Here is a 16,279-nt window from a genome sequence, read left to right on the forward strand (position 1 = left end):
AGCTCCTTGCCGAAGCCGGAAGCATGCGGCGGTGGACGCAAGCGGTCTAGCCGGCAGGGCCGGTGGAAATCGGCCCTTTTGCGAGAGACAGGATCGATGCGTTGGCGCTTGCATGCGCAAACATCGGCGACTCTGCCTTCACCGGATCCCGCCTGATGTAACAGGGGTTTGCATCTTGCTTCAGTTTTTGCAGCTGCATGCGTGCCTTGGCGCGAAGCAGCGGGTCTACGGGACCTTCTGATCGATCCTGCACCGCGCTCAACACCTTCGCCGCTTCGTCAATCTGCCGAAGTTCCGCCAGGCAGCGGCCAAGGCCGTACTGTGCCCCGGGCAGCTCCGGATTGAGCTCAAGCACCTTGCGGAAGGCGTCCGCGGCCTCGCCATGGAGACTGAGCGCATGCAGTTCAACGGCAAGCCGCGACCATGCCTTGATCGATTTTGGTGCGATCTCCACCAGCGAGCCGAAGGTATCGGCGGCTGACCAGTGATCCCTCTTGGCCGCGAGCAATTGACCCAGTCCGTAGAGGGTACGAGGATGGCGCGGATCAATCTCGAGAATCTGGCGATAGGCATTTTCGGCATTGGCCAGCTTGCCCGCCTCGTGGAATTTGGTCGCCTGCTCAAGCACGCTTGCCACGGATCTGGCGTCAAGCCGGTCACCGAGATTTCGGCCCGTCCTCGTTTTGATCAGAACACAATGAATTCTGGTCTCCTCGACACCGAATGAATATTTGTAGGACTCGTTGCCGCGCAGGAAATCGTAGCTGCGGAAGCCCTGCTCGATCGCACGGCGAATGCAATAGGCATGCAGCACAAGTCCCGGCGGGATTTCGTTGGCGGTCTCATCGCGTCCGGCGAGGTGGAAGAGCATCGCCTTCTTGACCGGGTCGACCAGGAACGCCAAGCCTGCGAGCGGTTTGTCGTGATGCCAGAGAATGGGCAGGAACAGCGTCCCGCTCTCGAAGGCATCCTTGAACAGTATCCGGTTGGATCTCAAAAGGCCGGGCAGAAGGTTGCCCTTCCGCGGCGCCCATTTGATGCGCCACATTTCGAGGATGATGCCGATGTCGCGGTCGATCGTCGAGGCGTCGGCATGGGTGATGCGAAATTCGTCCGACCCGTCCAGTTTGCGCAGGAAGCGCCTGATCTTCTGGCGCGTGTTTGAACTGATCTTCTGCTCGAGATAAGCGTCCCAATCCCCCGGCAGGTTGGTGGCCGGGCAGATGCAGTTGTCGACATTGTCGGTCTTGTTGACGCGCTGCATCCTTTGGGCGGTCAGCCGCTTGTCGGCAAGGTTGTCGAGCAGCAGGCGGCGTCGCTTCTCCGACATGCGCAGATTTTCGAGATGCAGCTTGGCCCAGTTCATCTTCATGAGATGTTTGGCAAGCGCCGGGATCGCGCGGTCGGCAAAGCCTGGCGCGCAAACGATGCCCGTATAGTCGGCCGCGTAGTTTGCGCCCATGTTGATTTCGTTGTGGCAAAAGCCGGTCTTCTTGTTCAGCCTGGTGCGGAGCCGCAACGGCAGCAGGGCGACATAGGGAGACCCTTGCGGTCCCGACCGTGCCGCCAGAATGGACCAGGCGCCTTCAAACCGGCGAAGGTAGGACGACAGGAACGTCCAGGACAGAAAGAACTGGGCTTCGGGGTCCTTCTCGTAAAGATCGTCCCAGTTCTGCCTGAGCCCGTTGAGGCCCTCCCGTGTCGTGATGACATCGATATGCATGGTTCCCCCCGAATTTGTCCCTTGTTTGCGAAGCTCACTGTTCCATGAATGCCCTGGCCATGCTGTCGGCGATCGGCTTCGTCAGATAGCTGAAGAACGTCCGCGACTCGGTTTGCACCAGTATTTCGGCAGGCATGCCCGGTGTCGGCGTAAAGCCGTGCGCCTTCGCCAGTTCGCTTGCCGGCAAGCGTACGCGCGCCAGATAGACCTCCTTGGGCGTGGGGCCGCTCATCTCAGGCAGCGCGTCGGCCGAGACGTAGTAGACCTCGCCTTCCAGAACCGGCGTGGTGCGCCGGTTGAGCGCGATCAGCCTGATCGAGGCCTGCTGCCCGACCTTGACGTTGTCGATGTCGGTGCGAGGGACTTGCGCCTCGATGACCAAAGGCACGTCTGAAGGCAGGATCTCGAGGATGGCCTTGCCGCTCTCGATGACGCCACCGGCGGTGTGGTAATGCATGCGTATGATCGTGCCGGGCACCGGCGCATTGATGGTGACACGGCGAAGCACATTCTGCGCCTCGCGTGACTGCTCGCGCACCGCGTCCAGTTCGGCCTCCAGGCTCTGCAACTCCTGGAGCGCTACCTGGCGGTAGGCGTCCTTCGTCTGGGTGATCTGCTGCTCGAACCTGACGATCTGTTCGCGGTTCTCGGAAACTTCCGCCAGCATCTTGCCGATCTGGCCGTCCGCGTCCGCCATTGCCCGCTGGATCGCCTTCACCTCGGTTCCGCGGATCAAACCCTGGTCGAGAAGCTTTTTCTTGCCCTGGTATTCCTCCTTGAGGAATTGCAATTGCCGCCGGACTGACGAGATCTGCTCCTCGATCCCTTCGTTGCGGAATTCCATCGCCTTCTTGTTCTGATCGAACAGCCCTATCTCGCTGTCACGCTTGCGTTCCGCAGCCTCGAAGTTGAGTTGCTGGCTCTCCATGATCGGCGTGACTTCTGGGTCGTGCCGGTTGTCGAGGATGATCGATGGAAACTGGATCCCGGCGCTGCCTTGCACCTCGGCATTCAAGCGGGCGGCGATGGCCTCGAGCCTGGCCTTTCGCAGGAACAATTGCCGTTCGTTGGTCTGGGCGGCGGTTTCGTCAAGCCTGACCAGCGGCTGATCGAGGCTGACATGGTCGCCTTCGCTGACCAGGATTTCCTTGATGATGCCGCCTTCGAGATGCTGAATGACCTTGTTTTGCCCGGTGGCAACGAAACTGCCTTGGGCAACGATGGCGGATGCCAGCGGCGCCGTGAAAGCCCATGTGCCGAAGCCGCCGAAGGCCACCGAGATGAGCAGGACGCCTACCACGGTCTGTTTCCAGATCGAGCGTGGCACCTCGGAGTACCACTGCATGTCGTGAACTTTTGCGATCTCGGTTGTCATTTTTGATTACCCGGCTACTGGATCTGATGACCAAACGCCCCGCCTTCGATGCTCAGCCCGCGGCTCGCCAATGCCTGCAGCACATCCTGGCGCATGCCGAACAGGGCGACGGTGCCGTTGACGAGCAGGAGGATCTTGTCGACGCTCTTGAGGAGGGATGGGCGCTGGGTGATGGTGATGACCGTGATCTTGTGCTCCTTGGCGTGTTGCAGCGCGCGCTCCAGCGCCGCGTCGCCGGCCGAGTCCAGGTTCGAGTTCGGCTCGTCGAGCACGACCAGGCGAGGATTGCCGAAAAAGGCGCGCGCAAGGGCGACGCGCTGCTTCTGCCCGCCGGACAGCGGCGCCCCGTCGGCGGCCACGAAGGTCTCGTAGCCGTGCGGCAGAGTGGAGATCATTTCATGGACGTCGGCCAGCGCGGCGGCCTGGTAGATTTCGGCATCGGTCGCGTCGTCGCGCATGCGGGCGATATTGGCCTTGATCGAGGCCGGAAACAGCTGAACGTCCTGGGGCAGGTAGCCGATGTTCTCGCCGAACTGGCGCGGATCCCAGTTGCGCAGATCCATCAGGTCCAACCGGACGTTGCCTGATGTGGGCAGGATCGAGCCGACGAGCATCTTGCCCAGCGTCGTCTTGCCGGCGCCCGAATTGCCGATGATCGCCAAGGAGTCGCCCGGCGAGAGCGCGAACGAGATGCCGTTGAGCACGACGCGCTTGGTCCCCTGGGGCACGAAAAGAAGGCGTTCGACGTCGAGACGGCCTTCCGGCCGCGGCAGGTTCAGCCGTTCGAAATTGAGCGGGGACGACTGCAGGAGCGATGCGATGCGGCCGTAGGCGGCGCGCGAATGCACGACCTGGTTCCAGCCCTCGATGGCGCCTTCGATCGGACCCAAAGCCCGGCCGGCGATGATCGATGCGGCAATAACCATACCGCCGGTGAGATGGCCGTCGATCGACAGATGGGCGCCCCAGCCAAGCATGGTCACCTGGGTCAGAAGCCGCACGGCCTTCGACAGCGAAGCAAAGACGATGTTGCGATCCTGCGCGATCACCTGTGCGCGCAGGGAGTTTGCCGTGTCCTTGCCCCAGATCCGCACCGCCTCGGGAATCATGGCCAGCGCATTGATGATCTGGGAATTGCGCGACATCGAATCGAGATGGATGTTAGCCTTGCTCTGATGCGCATTCGCCTCGCCGAAGGCCGCCGCCGTCGCGCGCTGGTTGAGGATCGTGATCAGCAGGAGCAGCAGCGCCGAGGCCATGACGATGAAGCCCTGGTGCGGGTGGATGAGAAACACCGCCAGCATCATGAAGGGAGCCATCGGCGCATCGAGGAACGACAGCAGCGTGCCGGATGTCAGGAATGTCCTCAGCTGCTGCAGGTCACCCAGGACCTGATACTCTTTGCCGTTGCTGTTTAGGGAGGCTCTGGCCGCGGCGCTGAGGATCGGTGCGCCCAGCTGGGCCGCGACCTCGACCGCCGTGCGCATCAGGATGAAGCGGCGAAGCGCATCGAATACCGCCTGCAAGACCACCGCGCCGACAATCACCACCGTCAGCATGATCAAGGTGTCGGCGGAACGGCTGGTAAGAACGCGATCCGAGATCTGGAACAGATAGATCGGGATCGCCAAGACCAGCACATTGCAGGCGACCGTGAACAGCATGACGATGAGCAGGTTCTTCTTGACCGCTCGCAACCCGGCTTTGAGAGAAGCGCCGAAATCGACCGGGCCGAGGCGTTTGTGAAAGACGCCGCCGCCGCCACTGCCTCCGCCGCCGCGCCGGCCGCTGTCGTCGTCGCTGGGAGGAGACCCGCCGCCCTGGTGCGGTTCCTTGGCCTTTATCGGACCCGTGTCGCCTTCTATGACGATCATGCCCGGTGTTTTGGGGACGTCCTTCATCTCGGATGTTTTGGGAGAAGCAGGTGTCCCAGGCGCACCAGGTGTTCTGGGAGCACCAGGTGTTCCGGGAGCACCAGGTGTCCCGGGAGCGCCAGGTGCTGCCTTGGCCAGCGGTTCAGCAGGCCGTCGCAGCACAGGCTCCGGTCTGGCCGCTGGCGCGGCCGAAGCGCCTTGGTTCTCCGCCGTCGAAGCTGCCCCTGGCTCCGGCTTTGGCGCCGGCCGCGGGAACCTGCTCTCGCGTGGCGGGACGGGCTCGGGCGAGGCCGTGGCATTGATCTCCCTGGCGCCGGCCGTGATGCTCTGGTTTGGTTGCCGGGCCGGCTCCGGGCGGGCTGGTTCCGCGCGGGCGGGCTGACCGGAGGATTCAGCGGTCGCCTTGTCGCTGGCGGGCGCCGGCTTCGGGGTTGGCACGGTGGCCGGTGCCGGCGCGCCATCGGGACGCGCCTGGGCGGACGGGTCGCTTGAACGCGCGGTCGTCTGTCCTGCGGAGATCGCTTTGTCCTCTAGCCGCTTCTCCTGCATGGCGGGCGCAGGCGCGGCAGGATCGGCCGTCGGCTTTCTCCCCGTCACGGACTGTGGGGCTGCGGCTGGGGTCGCCGCCGTGCCGGCTGGCTTGATCTCGCCGCAGCTTGGCGCAGGCGCAAGCTTCGCTGCGATGGGTGGCGCCGATGCTCCGGCGGCTGGTGCCATCCTGGCCTGGGAGGCGGCGGCAGGCGGTGTGGCCTGCTCTGGTGCGGGAGTGCGGTGGGCGGTCTCGGCTGCCTGGTTGCGGGATTGGGGCAGGGCCCGATCCTGCTCGACCTTCGTCTGCGGGCGGGCCGCTACGTCGTGCAGTTGGTCGATGACGTTGTCGATTGCCTTGATGGTCCGGTCGATGGCCCGCTCATGCTGCTGCAAGGCGTTCGAAAGTGTCTTGCGGGGCGTTGCGGAACTCGGCGGTGCCTGGTCGCCCTCCTGCAAGGCTGCTTCCAGATCCTCGGCAAACGTTTCCCAAGCCAGGTCGCGATCGTCGGTCATGATATCCCCCCGGATCTCAGATCAGGCCAAAATTGTCTGCATGCCGTCGGCCTGGACGTGGTCCGGCGTCGGCACGATCGGATGGTCTATCTGCGCATCGTCGTCGGTGGTGTCGTCGACCAGGAAGGCGACCGCTTCGTTCACCAGCGCGTCCGGATTCTGCCCGCCGAGTTCCGGATCGCACGAGATGATGTCTGCCTGGATCAGGATCTCCTGCGAATAGTGCTCGCCGCCCACATAGGTCTTGTCGGTGCCGTCGACGTCGACGATGCCGGCAAAGTTTGCCACCTGGTTGCCGCCGGTGGTGATTGTCCATTCCGCTTCGGGATGGGCGACGAACTGGTTCATCGCCAAGGCGACCTGGTCGCTGTCGCCCAGCACGTTGGTCTGGGAGACGTATTGCACATTGAGCAGGTCGCCCGAGATGTAGAGAACCCGCAAGTGACCGACACCGTGGAATGCCTCGTCCTTCAGGATGTCGCCATGGCTGGCGTCTTTGCCGGCCGCCATATCGTGGGCCGCCTGCAGATAGGAGTTCGGCAATGTCTCGAAATGGTTCTGCCCGCCGACATTGATGATCGTGGCGTCGTTCCAGAGCAGGTTCCCGGCGGTCGAGTACGAGCCCTCTCCGGACGTCTCGAAACCATCCACAGCGCCGATGAGATCATTGTCGAGCAGCACGTTGAGCTGATGGATGATGTTGGCGTCATAGATGTTGCCGCCGATGATGATCAGGTCGTAGTACTGACCCAGCTCATTGATCGACACGTCGTTTATCGCCGTGTTGTCGCCGGTGCTGACCACGGTCCTGACGCCGGACGAGGACAGGATCGAGGTGTCGTTGTCCGTCATGAAGCTGTACTGCTGGATCCAGTTCATGATGATCAGGTCGCCGGTAACTTGCGTCACCACCCAGGCGGCGGGGAAACCGTCCGCCGCGGTTGGCGCCTCGCTGCCGGCCGACGGATCGATGTGCTTGAACATCGCGATGTTGAAGCTCTCGTCGGGGGCGTTGCCCAACGTCCACCCGTTCAGGCTGGAGCTGACCACATCGGTGTCGCAGCTCGCGTTGATTTGAATGATGGCATTGATTTCATAGCTGTTTCCGACAACGGCGACGACAGATGTCGTTGTCCAGTTGTTTGTCAGCACGGCCGAATTGACCAGCGTGTTGCCGCCGGCTTCCAATTCGACGCAAGGGTTCAGCAGGCCGTTGCCCCAACCCGACATGAAGTCGGAGGAGTCCGGAGGCGTGTTGTAGTCATCCTTGTTGGCGCCTTCCTCGGTTGCGTCGGAGTCGTCGTTTTGTTCCTTGAGGATATTGAGATGGTCCTCCGCCTTTGGCGCGTCGGCTTCGTCGACCAGCTGTCCATTGACATAGGTTCCCAAGATCGGCCCCGAGGCCGCGTCCGGGTGCAACACGAAAACGTTCGCGTCGCCGTCGGAGCTTGCGGCAAAGGCCGCGATGCGGTCGCCCGCCGCGACGACGGTGGCTGCCATGTCCGCGCCGGAGCCGGGCATTGCCAGATCGTCGAGCGGCGACAGTTCCGCTGCGCGGTTCATCAGGGAAGCCAGTTGGCTGCCGTCGTCGGCTGCCGGGGTGAATACCAGGCCGTGCCCTCCGGCGCCGACATAGTCGTTGTCGGACAGGTGGATTTGTTGGTTGATGTAACTGGCGACCGCGCCTGGAGGTTCGATGTGCGGCAGGACCATGTGGCCGCCGAACCCCGGCAGTTGCGGGATATGAAACAGGTGGTGGCCCGGGTTCAGATGGCCGGGGTTCGGAATTTCGGGAGGCGTGTACCAGAAGCTCGTGCTAACGGTGTACGGCACCAGTTCAGGCTTGAGCCCCATATACGGAACGTGCGGATCGAAATCGTCCAGCGTGTAAGGCGCCTTGACGTTGATATCCGTGTTGGGAAGGTCGGGGGTCTCGTCCTTGACGGTCTCGGCAATCTTGAAATCGTCGTAGGTCTTAAGCTGCCGTGCTTCCTCGACCGAGATTTCGAGCATTCCTATGAAATGCGAAATAGCTTCGGTGATCTTGTCCAGCTGCATGGAATACACGGTAGCCTCCGTATCTTGAGATCATTCGCGCACGATCGGGCGGCATGTCTCCCGGATGGAGGACTGCGCGGAAAACTCCGCGCAGTCCGTAGCTGTCTGACTTCCTGAGAAATCAGTCGTGCAACCAATTACGCACCAGTGTTGTCGCCGGCGTCTTCGCCAGTCAGCGTGTTGGTGAAGTTGCCGCCAACCACGGTCTGATCGACCAGGTTTTCTTGCAGGTTGGCGCCCATCACGATCTGCTGGTTGAAGGCACTGACGTCGATCAGGCCGTCGGCCGAGGCATGGCTGGTGCCGGTCACGAAGCCGTCATCACCATTGCTCGAGCCCCAGGTCCCGCCGTCGCCGCCGGCGCCGCCGTCACCATTGTAGGCGTAGCCGCCAGCACCACCGGCACCGCCGTCGCCAGCGAGGGTGAACCCACCCTTGGCATCGCCGCCGTAGCCATCGGCCCAGGCGCCGCTCAGCGCATGACCGCCGTCACCGCCAAACGCCCCTGCGAAGCCGCCGAGGCTGTCGCCACCGGTCGCGTCGCCACTGGTTGCCGTGCCACCGGTTCCGTCGCCGCCCGTGCCGCCAGCACCACCGGTGCCTGCGCCCACGCCTGCGCCGTAGCCTGCGCCATAGCCTGCTCCGAGGGCATCGCCGCCATAGGATTCGGAGTCGCCGCCATCGGCATCGGCGTTGCCGCCGTCGGACTTGGCGTTGCCGCCGTCAGCATCGGCACCACCGCCGCCGCCGCCGCCACCACCGCCACCGCCGGTGGCATCACCAGCTTCGCTCTTGGCGTCGCCACCTTCACCGTAGTTCAGGAGCGACAGCTTGCCATCGACATCGAGGCCGTCGCCGCCGTCCGACTTGGCGTCGCCGCCGGTCACGTCACCGCCATTGCCGCCGTCGCCGCCATTGCCGCCATCAGCCTTGGCATCGCCGCCATCAGCCTTGGAGTCACCGGCTTCCGCCTTGGCGTCACCGCCGTCTTCCGACTTGGCATCGCCAGCTTCGGCCGCGCCGACACCGAGCCCGAGGCCGAGCCCGAGACCGAGGCCGAGGCCATCGCCGCCGTTGGCGTTGCCGCCATCGCCGGTGCCGCCCTTGGCGTCGCCGCTATCGGCGTCGCCGGCCTTGGAGTCGCCGCCGTCGGCCTTGTTGTCGCTCTTGGAGTCGCCACCGATGGCCGCACTGAGCGCCAGGCCACCCTTGCCGTCGCCGGCTTCGATGTCGCCGCTCTTGGCGTCGCCGCCATTGCCGCCTTCGCCGCCATTGGCCTTGGCGTCATCGCCGCCGTCGCCGCCACCGCCGCCAGCCGAGATGCCGTCGCCGGCCTGGGACTCGCCACCCTTGGCGTTCAGATCAAGCTTGAAATCGGCGTCGTTCTTGACGGTCGCGTTGTCGAGCTTGTCGTTGTCGTACATGTTGAGGGTCTGGTTGATGATCGACGCGGTGTTGGTTCCGGCGCCGGTCATCGAATTGTTCAGGATGTCCTTGAAAGTGACGTCGTCACCAGGATCATAAGAGACGTTGCCGTCCTTGTTGTTGATCATGGTATCGATTTTCATGTCGCCGCTGGAATAGATGTCGGCGAAATCGTCGTCCGAGTTTCCGAGCTCGCCTTCGAGCTTGACGCCAACATCGACGTCGACGTCGACCTTGGTCTCGTTGACGTTCTTGTTCTCGTTCGAGTTTTCGTTCTTGGACTCGTTTGAGTTGGAGTTCTCGTTCTCGGACTTGTTCTCGTTCTCGTTCGAGGCCTTGTTCTCGTTCGAGTTTTCGTTCTCGCTCTTGTTTTCGTTTTCGTTCGACGCCTTGTTGTCGTTCGAGTTGTCGTTCTCGTTCTTGGCGTCGTTGGTGTTTTGGTTCTTGTTTTCGTTCTCGTTTTCGCCGTCGCTGCCGCCGATATCGAATTCGCTATCGACGATCTGCAAACCGAATGCATTGATGTTGTTCTTGTCGAGGTCGAGAGACATGATCGTGTCCTCAGTTGAGGCCGCGACGGCCGGACCGCATTCTTCTCTTACGCGGTCTTGAGCTGTTCGCGGACGTTGCGTTTAATGCGGTGAATGGATTGTCGGACCGAGGGGACTGAGGTCCGAAATCCGACTTTCATCATAAGTTTGCTTGAGTACCTCCCGTTGACTGGGGAGGGGCAGCTTGATCAGGCAATGCTCGGTCATCGCGCCGGATCCTCAAAGATCCGGTCGCTCAGCTACCGCAAAGCCTGGGAGCTCCCCGCTCCTGTAGTGAACACGGGAAGTTTGTGGCCACGGGGGGTGAATTGTAAGCTGACAGTTCGGGCTAGCCCGTTCAATGGAATGGGGCGAAAGGTATTGCAGTCCTCAAATGAGCCTGAATTCCGCAATGATTTGCGGTCGCTGTCGTGCCGTTGGACGCCGCCCGCCTTCGAAGCGACGTGGCAAATCGGCAATAGCTCCTCCGAACTATATCAGGCAGGGCTAACTTAGTGTATAAGTCGTTAAGGCTAGCTGTTTTGCGGGGTAGAGGCCCGCGATATCGAAGAAGGAAAAAAACGAGACCAAACAGTGGTCTAAAGTGGTCTAGGTGGGGTGGCAACCATGTCAAACGTCAATGTGCGTAGCACCGTGGGTAGCGGTGTGGGAGAGAGTTGGGCTCGCAGAATTCTACTGACAGTTTCCTCGGCCGACAGCTTTCCAGAATGTCTTGTATACGCAATCGAGAGGGAATTTCCCTCCATAGCGGTGGAGCAGGCTACAAGCCTGGAAGGCGCATGCGCCACGTTCGAGCATCCCGTTTGCTTGATACTTGTCGACACTGAATTCCTGGACAGGATCGGCGATCATGCCGCCGATCTCATGCGGGTTCATTCGGCAGCACCTGTCGTTCTGGTGCAACACGACAGCCGCGCTCCCGTTTCCGTCCAGGAGGTCTTCGATTCGAAAATCGTGCGCAGTGTGCTGCCGATGGATCTGAAACTTGACGTCTGGCTTTCCGTCATCAGGCTCGTGCTTCGTGGCGGAGAGTATTTTCCGCTGGCCATGTTTCAGTCCCATGCGAAGGGCTCTTCCGACAAAGCTCCGGATGCCGGACGGGCTCTTCAAGCGACGAGCAGCGATGGCGGTTTCGATGAGATGGGCGAGCTGACCGAACGGGAATTTCAGATTCTCGAGATGGTCGCTCGTGGACTGCAGAACAAGATCATCGCCGCGGCGCTCCGTCTTTCCGAACATACGGTCAAGATCCATCTGCACAATATCATCACCAAACTCGGCGCCCACAACAGGACCGAGGCGGCTGCGATATTCCATGATCGAAAGGGTACGTTTCTCAACGACATGGAACGAGCAAGGCCGCCGCGCCTTTCTCAATCTTCGCTCTGAGTCGACGATGCCCCGCTTTCAGGAGGTCCTGCTCCTCGTTGGCCAGTTGAATTACACCTGGACCAACACTGAAAGCCTGCTGATCTATCTGATTGCTGGCCTGGCGAAGGTCGACAAGGAAACGGCAATCATCATTTTCCTGACGCTGAACACAACTCGGGCACGGATCGAGCTGGTCGAGCGGCTGGCGAAGATGCCGAAAACGTTGGCGCCATGCCGCCAGGCAGTCCTGACTGTTACCGACAAACTTACACGTCAAGCGAAGTTGCGAAATAAATACAGCCATTGCATTTATTCGTTCGACGAAACCGGGAATCATGCAAGTACGCAACTGATGCGCATCGTGGATGGCAAGGACGAGGTAAGGTATGGCAAGATTGAAGAGATAGACGAAAAGGAAATAAATAAAATACACGAGTCTATCGAGCGCATAAGAGATATAAACAAAGATATTTGGTCAATTGTCGAAGAGAATTCGTTTCCGAGGTGAGGCGTACGTATCTTCGCGGCCACCAAAGCCCCCAGCTTCAGAAGCTCAAGATAATCCCAGGTGGCCTCGCTGCAGGCGATCCGGGCAAGCTGTTGCGCTCTTCGTGCGGGCCGCATCTACTCCGCGGCGCGCGCGGCATGCTGAAAGGTTTTCAACACTGTGTCGCGGAGGGCGAGAGCTTGGGCGTGGCCCGGCTCCAGCCCGATACAATCATCCAGACTTGCGAGCCCTTCTTCGATGCGGTCGAGCTTCACCAGCGCGAGACCGCGATTGTAGTGCGCCGCGGGCACATCGGGCCTGATAGCTATTGCCTGGCGGAGCTGCCGTTCCGCATCCTCATATCTCCGCTGCTGAAGACAAACCACGCCAAGGAGATAGCGGACATCAAAATGCCCAGGCTCGATATCCAGTATCTCGCGATACATCTTTTCCGCCTCAGCCAGGTTTCCGGCCTGGTGCAGGCGAGCGGCGGTGCTGAGATCTTGCGGCAAACGGGACCGGCGCGCGGTATCCAGCTGCTGAAGCAGCTGAAGTGCCCCGGCATGGTCCGGATCGGCATCCAGGATTTGCCGGCAGGCGCGCGCGGCGCCTTCTAGGTCGCCGGCCTGACGGAGCGCTTTTGCTCGCGCGAGCACGACGGGCAGGCTCCGGTCCTCCAGCCTGTCGCGAAGATTGCGGCGCGTCGCGGTGCTCACGAGAAGGCATTCGACCCTGCGCTCGAGACCGCCGAAATCATACTTGTAAGAAAAGTCCCCGGTCTGCAGATCATAGACGGCAAAGCCGTTCTGAATGGCCCAGCGTATGCTGTAGAGGTGAAGCGCAAAGCCGGGCGCCGGCTTCTTGATCTCGAGATCACGCCCATTGAGCATGCCGATCAGCGTCCGGTTTTTCCGATCGATCAAGGTGGCCTGCGCGCCGATCGGGTTGTCACCCTGCCAGAGGACGGGAAGATAGAGGGCATCATCCTCGAAAGCGCACCGCAGCATGTTGCGGAAATTGGTCATCATGGCCTGCGGCAGGCCCGGGTGATACCGCGCCGCCAGCTTGGCGCCCCACTGGTTCTCCCAGAACTGAAGAAGCGTCTGCAGATCGCGTTCCAGGGTCGCGGCGGTGACATCGGTGACCCGATACTCGGCCGCATCGTCGATTGCCCTCAGCGTGCGCCTCGCGGTCTTGCGCGTCGCGGCCCCCAGCCTTTCGTTGAGGAATGCCTCCCAGTCGCCGGGCAGATTCACATAGACATAGATGTCATGATCGATGCGATCGCCGTCGTCCGGGCGCCTTACCTTGCCGGTCTGGAATTCGGGGGCCGCAAACTCCCCCAGAAAGGCGTCCAGCCGCCGCTGCGACGCAAAGATGTTCTCGAGGTGCAGCTTGGCCCAGCTCAGCTGCTTGGTGTGTTCGGCGAATGCGCGGATGACGGCATCCTGAACGTCCGGATCGCAGATGAAGCCGGCGTAACCGGCGAAGTAGCCGCCTCCGGTCCTCAGTTCGTTGTGGAATGCGCCGTCCCTGGCCCTCTCTGTTCGAAGCTGCAAGGGGAAAAAGCCGACATAGCCGGATGCATCGTCTTCTCTCGCGCCCAGAACAAGCCATTGGTAGCGAAGCCGCTTGAACCAGCCCGCCATCCATGTCCAGGACATGAAATACTGAGCTTCGGGATCCGCCTCATAGACCGCATCCCAATTGCCTCTCAGCTGAACGAGAGTATCGAAGCTATCGATGACATCCACACGCATGGTGTTGACCTGTGCTCAAAGAGCGTCGGCAAGAGGCGCTGGTCGCGGTCTGAGCTATTTCCCCCGAACCCGTGGCAAAGCCAAGGAATTGCCGCTGATGGTCCCATGGCGGGACTGGCCTTGCAAGACGATCAAAGGATTGAGCGATCGCGAGACAGCCAGGCGCGAAATCCTGCCGTCAGACCGGCAGGCAATACAGCCTATTTGGCCCGGGTAGCCGACCGGAGCGGCTCAGCTTTTGAATCGCCAAAATTGCTATAAATGTTTGTTTTTGCGCAATTCCGGACGGAACCCCTGTGCGCTTTTCCTGAAATTGACTTAGGAGTCGATCTGCGTCCACTTGCCGTTTTGCGACTGGGATTGCCGGGCAAAGTAGTGATAGGAGGTCTGCGACCAATTCCTGACGGCGCCGCTGCGATTGTCGAGGATCAGGTCGCCCTTGTCGGTGCGAACGGTAAGCACCGTGTGTCCCTGACCGCCAAGCGTCACGACCGTCAGCAGAAGGGCTGAGGCAGGCCAGCCGCGCTTCATGAGTTCGCTCTTCTTCAGGATCGCGAAATCCTCGCAATCGCCTTCTTTCGTCGGGATGCGCCAATCGTCGGCGCTGCCGGCGGAAGCGTCGCTCCGCTCTTTGATCCTGGCGTTGACAGAACTGTTCACGGCTTGCAGTTCAGCCCGGCGCGCCGGTGTGAGCTTAACCTGCTTTACCTGCCCGCCGGTGCTGCAAAGCCGTGGCTGCCGGGCGCAGAAGGGACGAAAGGCGGGCGGTGCAAAGGCATAGCCTTTGGTGACCATCATGGCCGCGCTGCCGGAGGTTTGCATGGTTTCACTGCAGCCGGCCATGGCCAAGGCTGCGGCAATGAGCGCCGCCAAACGAATCACGTTCCGTCCCCTCGAGTTCGCGGTCGGAGATCATGCTCGAGGAATATGGTAAATCAACGCTCGCCAATAGCGTTTGCACAGGTTCTAAAACAATGTATACTTAACAATATGTTTCCGATGGTCGGAAACTTTGATATAGCGCCCAGTTTGGGGACGGGAGCGCCTTTTTTCCCTTAGGAGGAAGAAATGCACCTGTACTCAACCTGCGCGAGCAGGGTTCGCACAACCTTGCTTGTTTCAACCGCCCTCGTGGCGGCGACTTTTGTACTCCCAGCAGCAGCACAGAATGGCCCCAGACCGCGGATGACGGCTGCGCAATGCCAGCCGCTGACGGAAGCCAACTACGCGCTTTGCTGCATCGCGAGCAATCGCAGCAGTATTCTGAGCCGTGCACAAATCGCAATGTGCCCACCGATCACGACGGCTCTCATCGCAGCCGCTCTCAGCGACGGTGAAGGCGGCGGGTCCGGCGGCAGTGGTGGTTCAGGCGGCTCCGGTGGCGGCGGCTCCGGTGGCGGCGGCGATGGCGGTGGCGATGGTGGCGGCGACGGCGGCGGCGATGGTGGCGGTGGCTCTGGTGGTGGTTCGGGCGGCTCCGGTGGTAGCGGCGGTTCAGGCGGCTCTGGCGGCGACGGCGGTTCTGGCGGCAGTGGTGGTTCGGGCGGCGACGGCGGTTCGGGTGGCGGCTCTGGCAGCGGCAGCGGTGGTTCGGGCGGCGACGGCGGTTCGGGTGGCAGCTCTGGTGGTAGCGGCGGTTCTGGCGGTAGCGGCGGTTCGGGCGGCTCTGGTGGTTCCGGTGGCTCAGGCGGCAGCGGCGGCTCGGGCGGTAGCGGCGGCTGAGCCCGCGAGCGCACCGCAATCCAATGGAATTCGGGGTGGGCGCCTGCATGGGCGCCCACCTTGTCGTCTGGGTCCTTCGCCGCGGCGCGTGACGGACAAGATCCTTTGGGCCCAACCGCCGGCAACCGATGGCTGTGATCCCAACTCCGCCGTTGTCGGCATTGTGGCTAGTGCCGACGCAGGCCTTTTCAGACAGCCGGCTAACCTCGGGGGAAATTTGGGGATTGCGCGGAAACGGCGCTTTTCATTTCCGATCAGTCGTGATTGATTTTGGTCGTTCGTGTTGCGCAGGATGGCCGGAGGGGCTTTGTGCGACTGATCTCGATCATGGTTGAACTGGGTGTGATTGTTGGCGGCCTCGGCCTTGAAACCGAGGCGCAGTGCCGCAATCTGGCGGTGATGGCCACTACCTCAATCCCTGACCCGGCTGAAGCCTTGCGTTTTCAGGAAGAACTGGCGACCCAGTTTTCCCTGCTTTCCTATGGCTCCGGCCTTGGAGTCGAACTTTCACCACATTGGGACGAAATGCTCGATTTGGTCGAGCTGGTCCGCTGCGCCTCCAGCTTGAACTGATCAAGCCGGGCCCGTCCTACCTGGCGTAACCGGGACCGAGAGAGCCTCGGACATTTTGCAATCTCGACAGTTGCATCGGTTCGACCAACGAGGCGAGCGGACCAGGACCAACCCTGACACTGCGCTGGCGTCTCGCCATCGCCAATCCCTTCTCCAGGGCATCTTGAAGACTTGTCGTGTAGTGCGCGGTGTCTTCGAGGCCGAAGAAGAAGTTGATGCGATGGGTTTCGCCCCTCTTGCTCATGACAATCCCCGCCGCCCGGAGCGCTTCCTGAACTGTCTTGTACGTCATAGCCACGGTGAACTCCCTGCCGAG

The 16,279-nt window shown here is 61.5% G+C and carries 12 protein-coding genes; 4 read left to right on the forward strand and 8 right to left on the reverse strand.

From position 1 onward, the window contains the following. Nucleotides 1-46 precede the first annotated feature (46 nt). The 5 genes from AC04SI_RS15235 to AC04SI_RS15255 all read right to left on the reverse strand — a co-directional run bounded on the left by AC04SI_RS15235 (nucleotide 47) and on the right by AC04SI_RS15255 (nucleotide 10,050). On the reverse strand, nucleotides 47-1,723 hold the full coding sequence (locus AC04SI_RS15235; RefSeq protein WP_488474427.1) for a GNAT family N-acetyltransferase: 1,677 nt from the start codon (nucleotides 1,721-1,723) through the stop codon (nucleotides 47-49). Between the two features lie 34 nt (nucleotides 1,724-1,757). Then, nucleotides 1,758-3,098 (reverse strand): HlyD family type I secretion periplasmic adaptor subunit, encoded by a 1,341-nt coding sequence (locus AC04SI_RS15240; protein WP_404278972.1) that lies wholly within the window; start codon nucleotides 3,096-3,098, stop codon nucleotides 1,758-1,760. A 14-nt stretch (nucleotides 3,099-3,112) separates the two neighbouring features. Next, complete coding sequence (locus AC04SI_RS15245) at nucleotides 3,113-5,296, reverse strand: type I secretion system permease/ATPase (protein ID WP_404279060.1); 2,184 nt, start codon at nucleotides 5,294-5,296, stop codon at nucleotides 3,113-3,115. Nucleotides 5,297-6,037: 741 nt separating this feature from the next. After that, nucleotides 6,038-8,083, reverse strand: a complete 2,046-nt coding sequence (locus tag AC04SI_RS15250; protein WP_404278970.1) for a type I secretion protein — start codon at nucleotides 8,081-8,083, stop codon at nucleotides 6,038-6,040. Nucleotides 8,084-8,211: 128 nt separating this feature from the next. Continuing rightward, nucleotides 8,212-10,050 (reverse strand): hypothetical protein, encoded by a 1,839-nt coding sequence (locus AC04SI_RS15255; RefSeq protein WP_488474428.1) that lies wholly within the window; start codon nucleotides 10,048-10,050, stop codon nucleotides 8,212-8,214. A 606-nt stretch (nucleotides 10,051-10,656) separates the two neighbouring features. Here AC04SI_RS15255 and AC04SI_RS15260 point away from each other — a divergent pair. After that, on the forward strand, nucleotides 10,657-11,439 hold the full coding sequence (locus tag AC04SI_RS15260; protein ID WP_488474429.1) for a response regulator transcription factor: 783 nt from the start codon (nucleotides 10,657-10,659) through the stop codon (nucleotides 11,437-11,439). 7 nt (nucleotides 11,440-11,446) lie between these two features. Then, complete coding sequence (locus AC04SI_RS15265) at nucleotides 11,447-11,929, forward strand: hypothetical protein (protein WP_488474430.1); 483 nt, start codon at nucleotides 11,447-11,449, stop codon at nucleotides 11,927-11,929. Between the two features lie 116 nt (nucleotides 11,930-12,045). Here AC04SI_RS15265 and AC04SI_RS15270 read toward each other — a convergent pair whose 3' ends face one another. Next, a complete protein-coding gene (locus tag AC04SI_RS15270; RefSeq protein ID WP_488474431.1) occupies nucleotides 12,046-13,668 on the reverse strand; it encodes a GNAT family N-acetyltransferase in 1,623 nt (540 codons plus the stop codon). Between the two features lie 318 nt (nucleotides 13,669-13,986). Continuing rightward, on the reverse strand, nucleotides 13,987-14,511 hold the full coding sequence (locus AC04SI_RS15275; RefSeq protein WP_488474475.1) for a transglutaminase-like cysteine peptidase: 525 nt from the start codon (nucleotides 14,509-14,511) through the stop codon (nucleotides 13,987-13,989). A 441-nt stretch (nucleotides 14,512-14,952) separates the two neighbouring features. Between AC04SI_RS15275 and AC04SI_RS15280 the strand changes: the two genes are divergently transcribed. Then, nucleotides 14,953-15,390, forward strand: a complete 438-nt coding sequence (locus AC04SI_RS15280) for a hypothetical protein (protein ID WP_488474432.1) — start codon at nucleotides 14,953-14,955, stop codon at nucleotides 15,388-15,390. 309 nt (nucleotides 15,391-15,699) lie between these two features. After that, nucleotides 15,700-15,963, forward strand: coding sequence for a hypothetical protein (locus tag AC04SI_RS15285; RefSeq protein WP_404278958.1), 264 nt, complete (start codon nucleotides 15,700-15,702; stop codon nucleotides 15,961-15,963). Between the two features lie 16 nt (nucleotides 15,964-15,979). Here AC04SI_RS15285 and AC04SI_RS15290 read toward each other — a convergent pair whose 3' ends face one another. After that, nucleotides 15,980-16,255, reverse strand: a complete 276-nt coding sequence (locus AC04SI_RS15290; RefSeq protein WP_404278956.1) for a hypothetical protein — start codon at nucleotides 16,253-16,255, stop codon at nucleotides 15,980-15,982. Nucleotides 16,256-16,279: the final 24 nt, after the last annotated feature.

The sequence above is a fragment of the Mesorhizobium sp. CNPSo 4689 genome (assembly GCF_057784325.1).

Bases quoted from the DNA above. Each gene is read 5' to 3' on its own strand.
- AC04SI_RS15260 (WP_488474429.1), top strand. From the start codon at position 10,657: ATGTCAAACGTCAATGTGCGTAGCACCGTGGGTAGCGGTGTGGGAGAG.
- AC04SI_RS15235 (WP_488474427.1), bottom strand. From the start codon at position 1,723: ATGCATATCGATGTCATCACGACACGGGAGGGCCTCAACGGGCTCAGG.
- AC04SI_RS15265 (WP_488474430.1), top strand. From the start codon at position 11,447: ATGCCCCGCTTTCAGGAGGTCCTGCTCCTCGTTGGCCAGTTGAATTAC.
- AC04SI_RS15255 (WP_488474428.1), bottom strand. From the start codon at position 10,050: ATGTCTCTCGACCTCGACAAGAACAACATCAATGCATTCGGTTTGCAG.
- AC04SI_RS15290 (WP_404278956.1), bottom strand. From the start codon at position 16,255: ATGACGTACAAGACAGTTCAGGAAGCGCTCCGGGCGGCGGGGATTGTC.
- AC04SI_RS15275 (WP_488474475.1), bottom strand. From the start codon at position 14,511: ATGGCCGGCTGCAGTGAAACCATGCAAACCTCCGGCAGCGCGGCCATG.
- AC04SI_RS15240 (WP_404278972.1), bottom strand. From the start codon at position 3,098: ATGACAACCGAGATCGCAAAAGTTCACGACATGCAGTGGTACTCCGAG.
- AC04SI_RS15280 (WP_488474432.1), top strand. From the start codon at position 14,953: ATGTGCCCACCGATCACGACGGCTCTCATCGCAGCCGCTCTCAGCGAC.
- AC04SI_RS15270 (WP_488474431.1), bottom strand. From the start codon at position 13,668: ATGCGTGTGGATGTCATCGATAGCTTCGATACTCTCGTTCAGCTGAGA.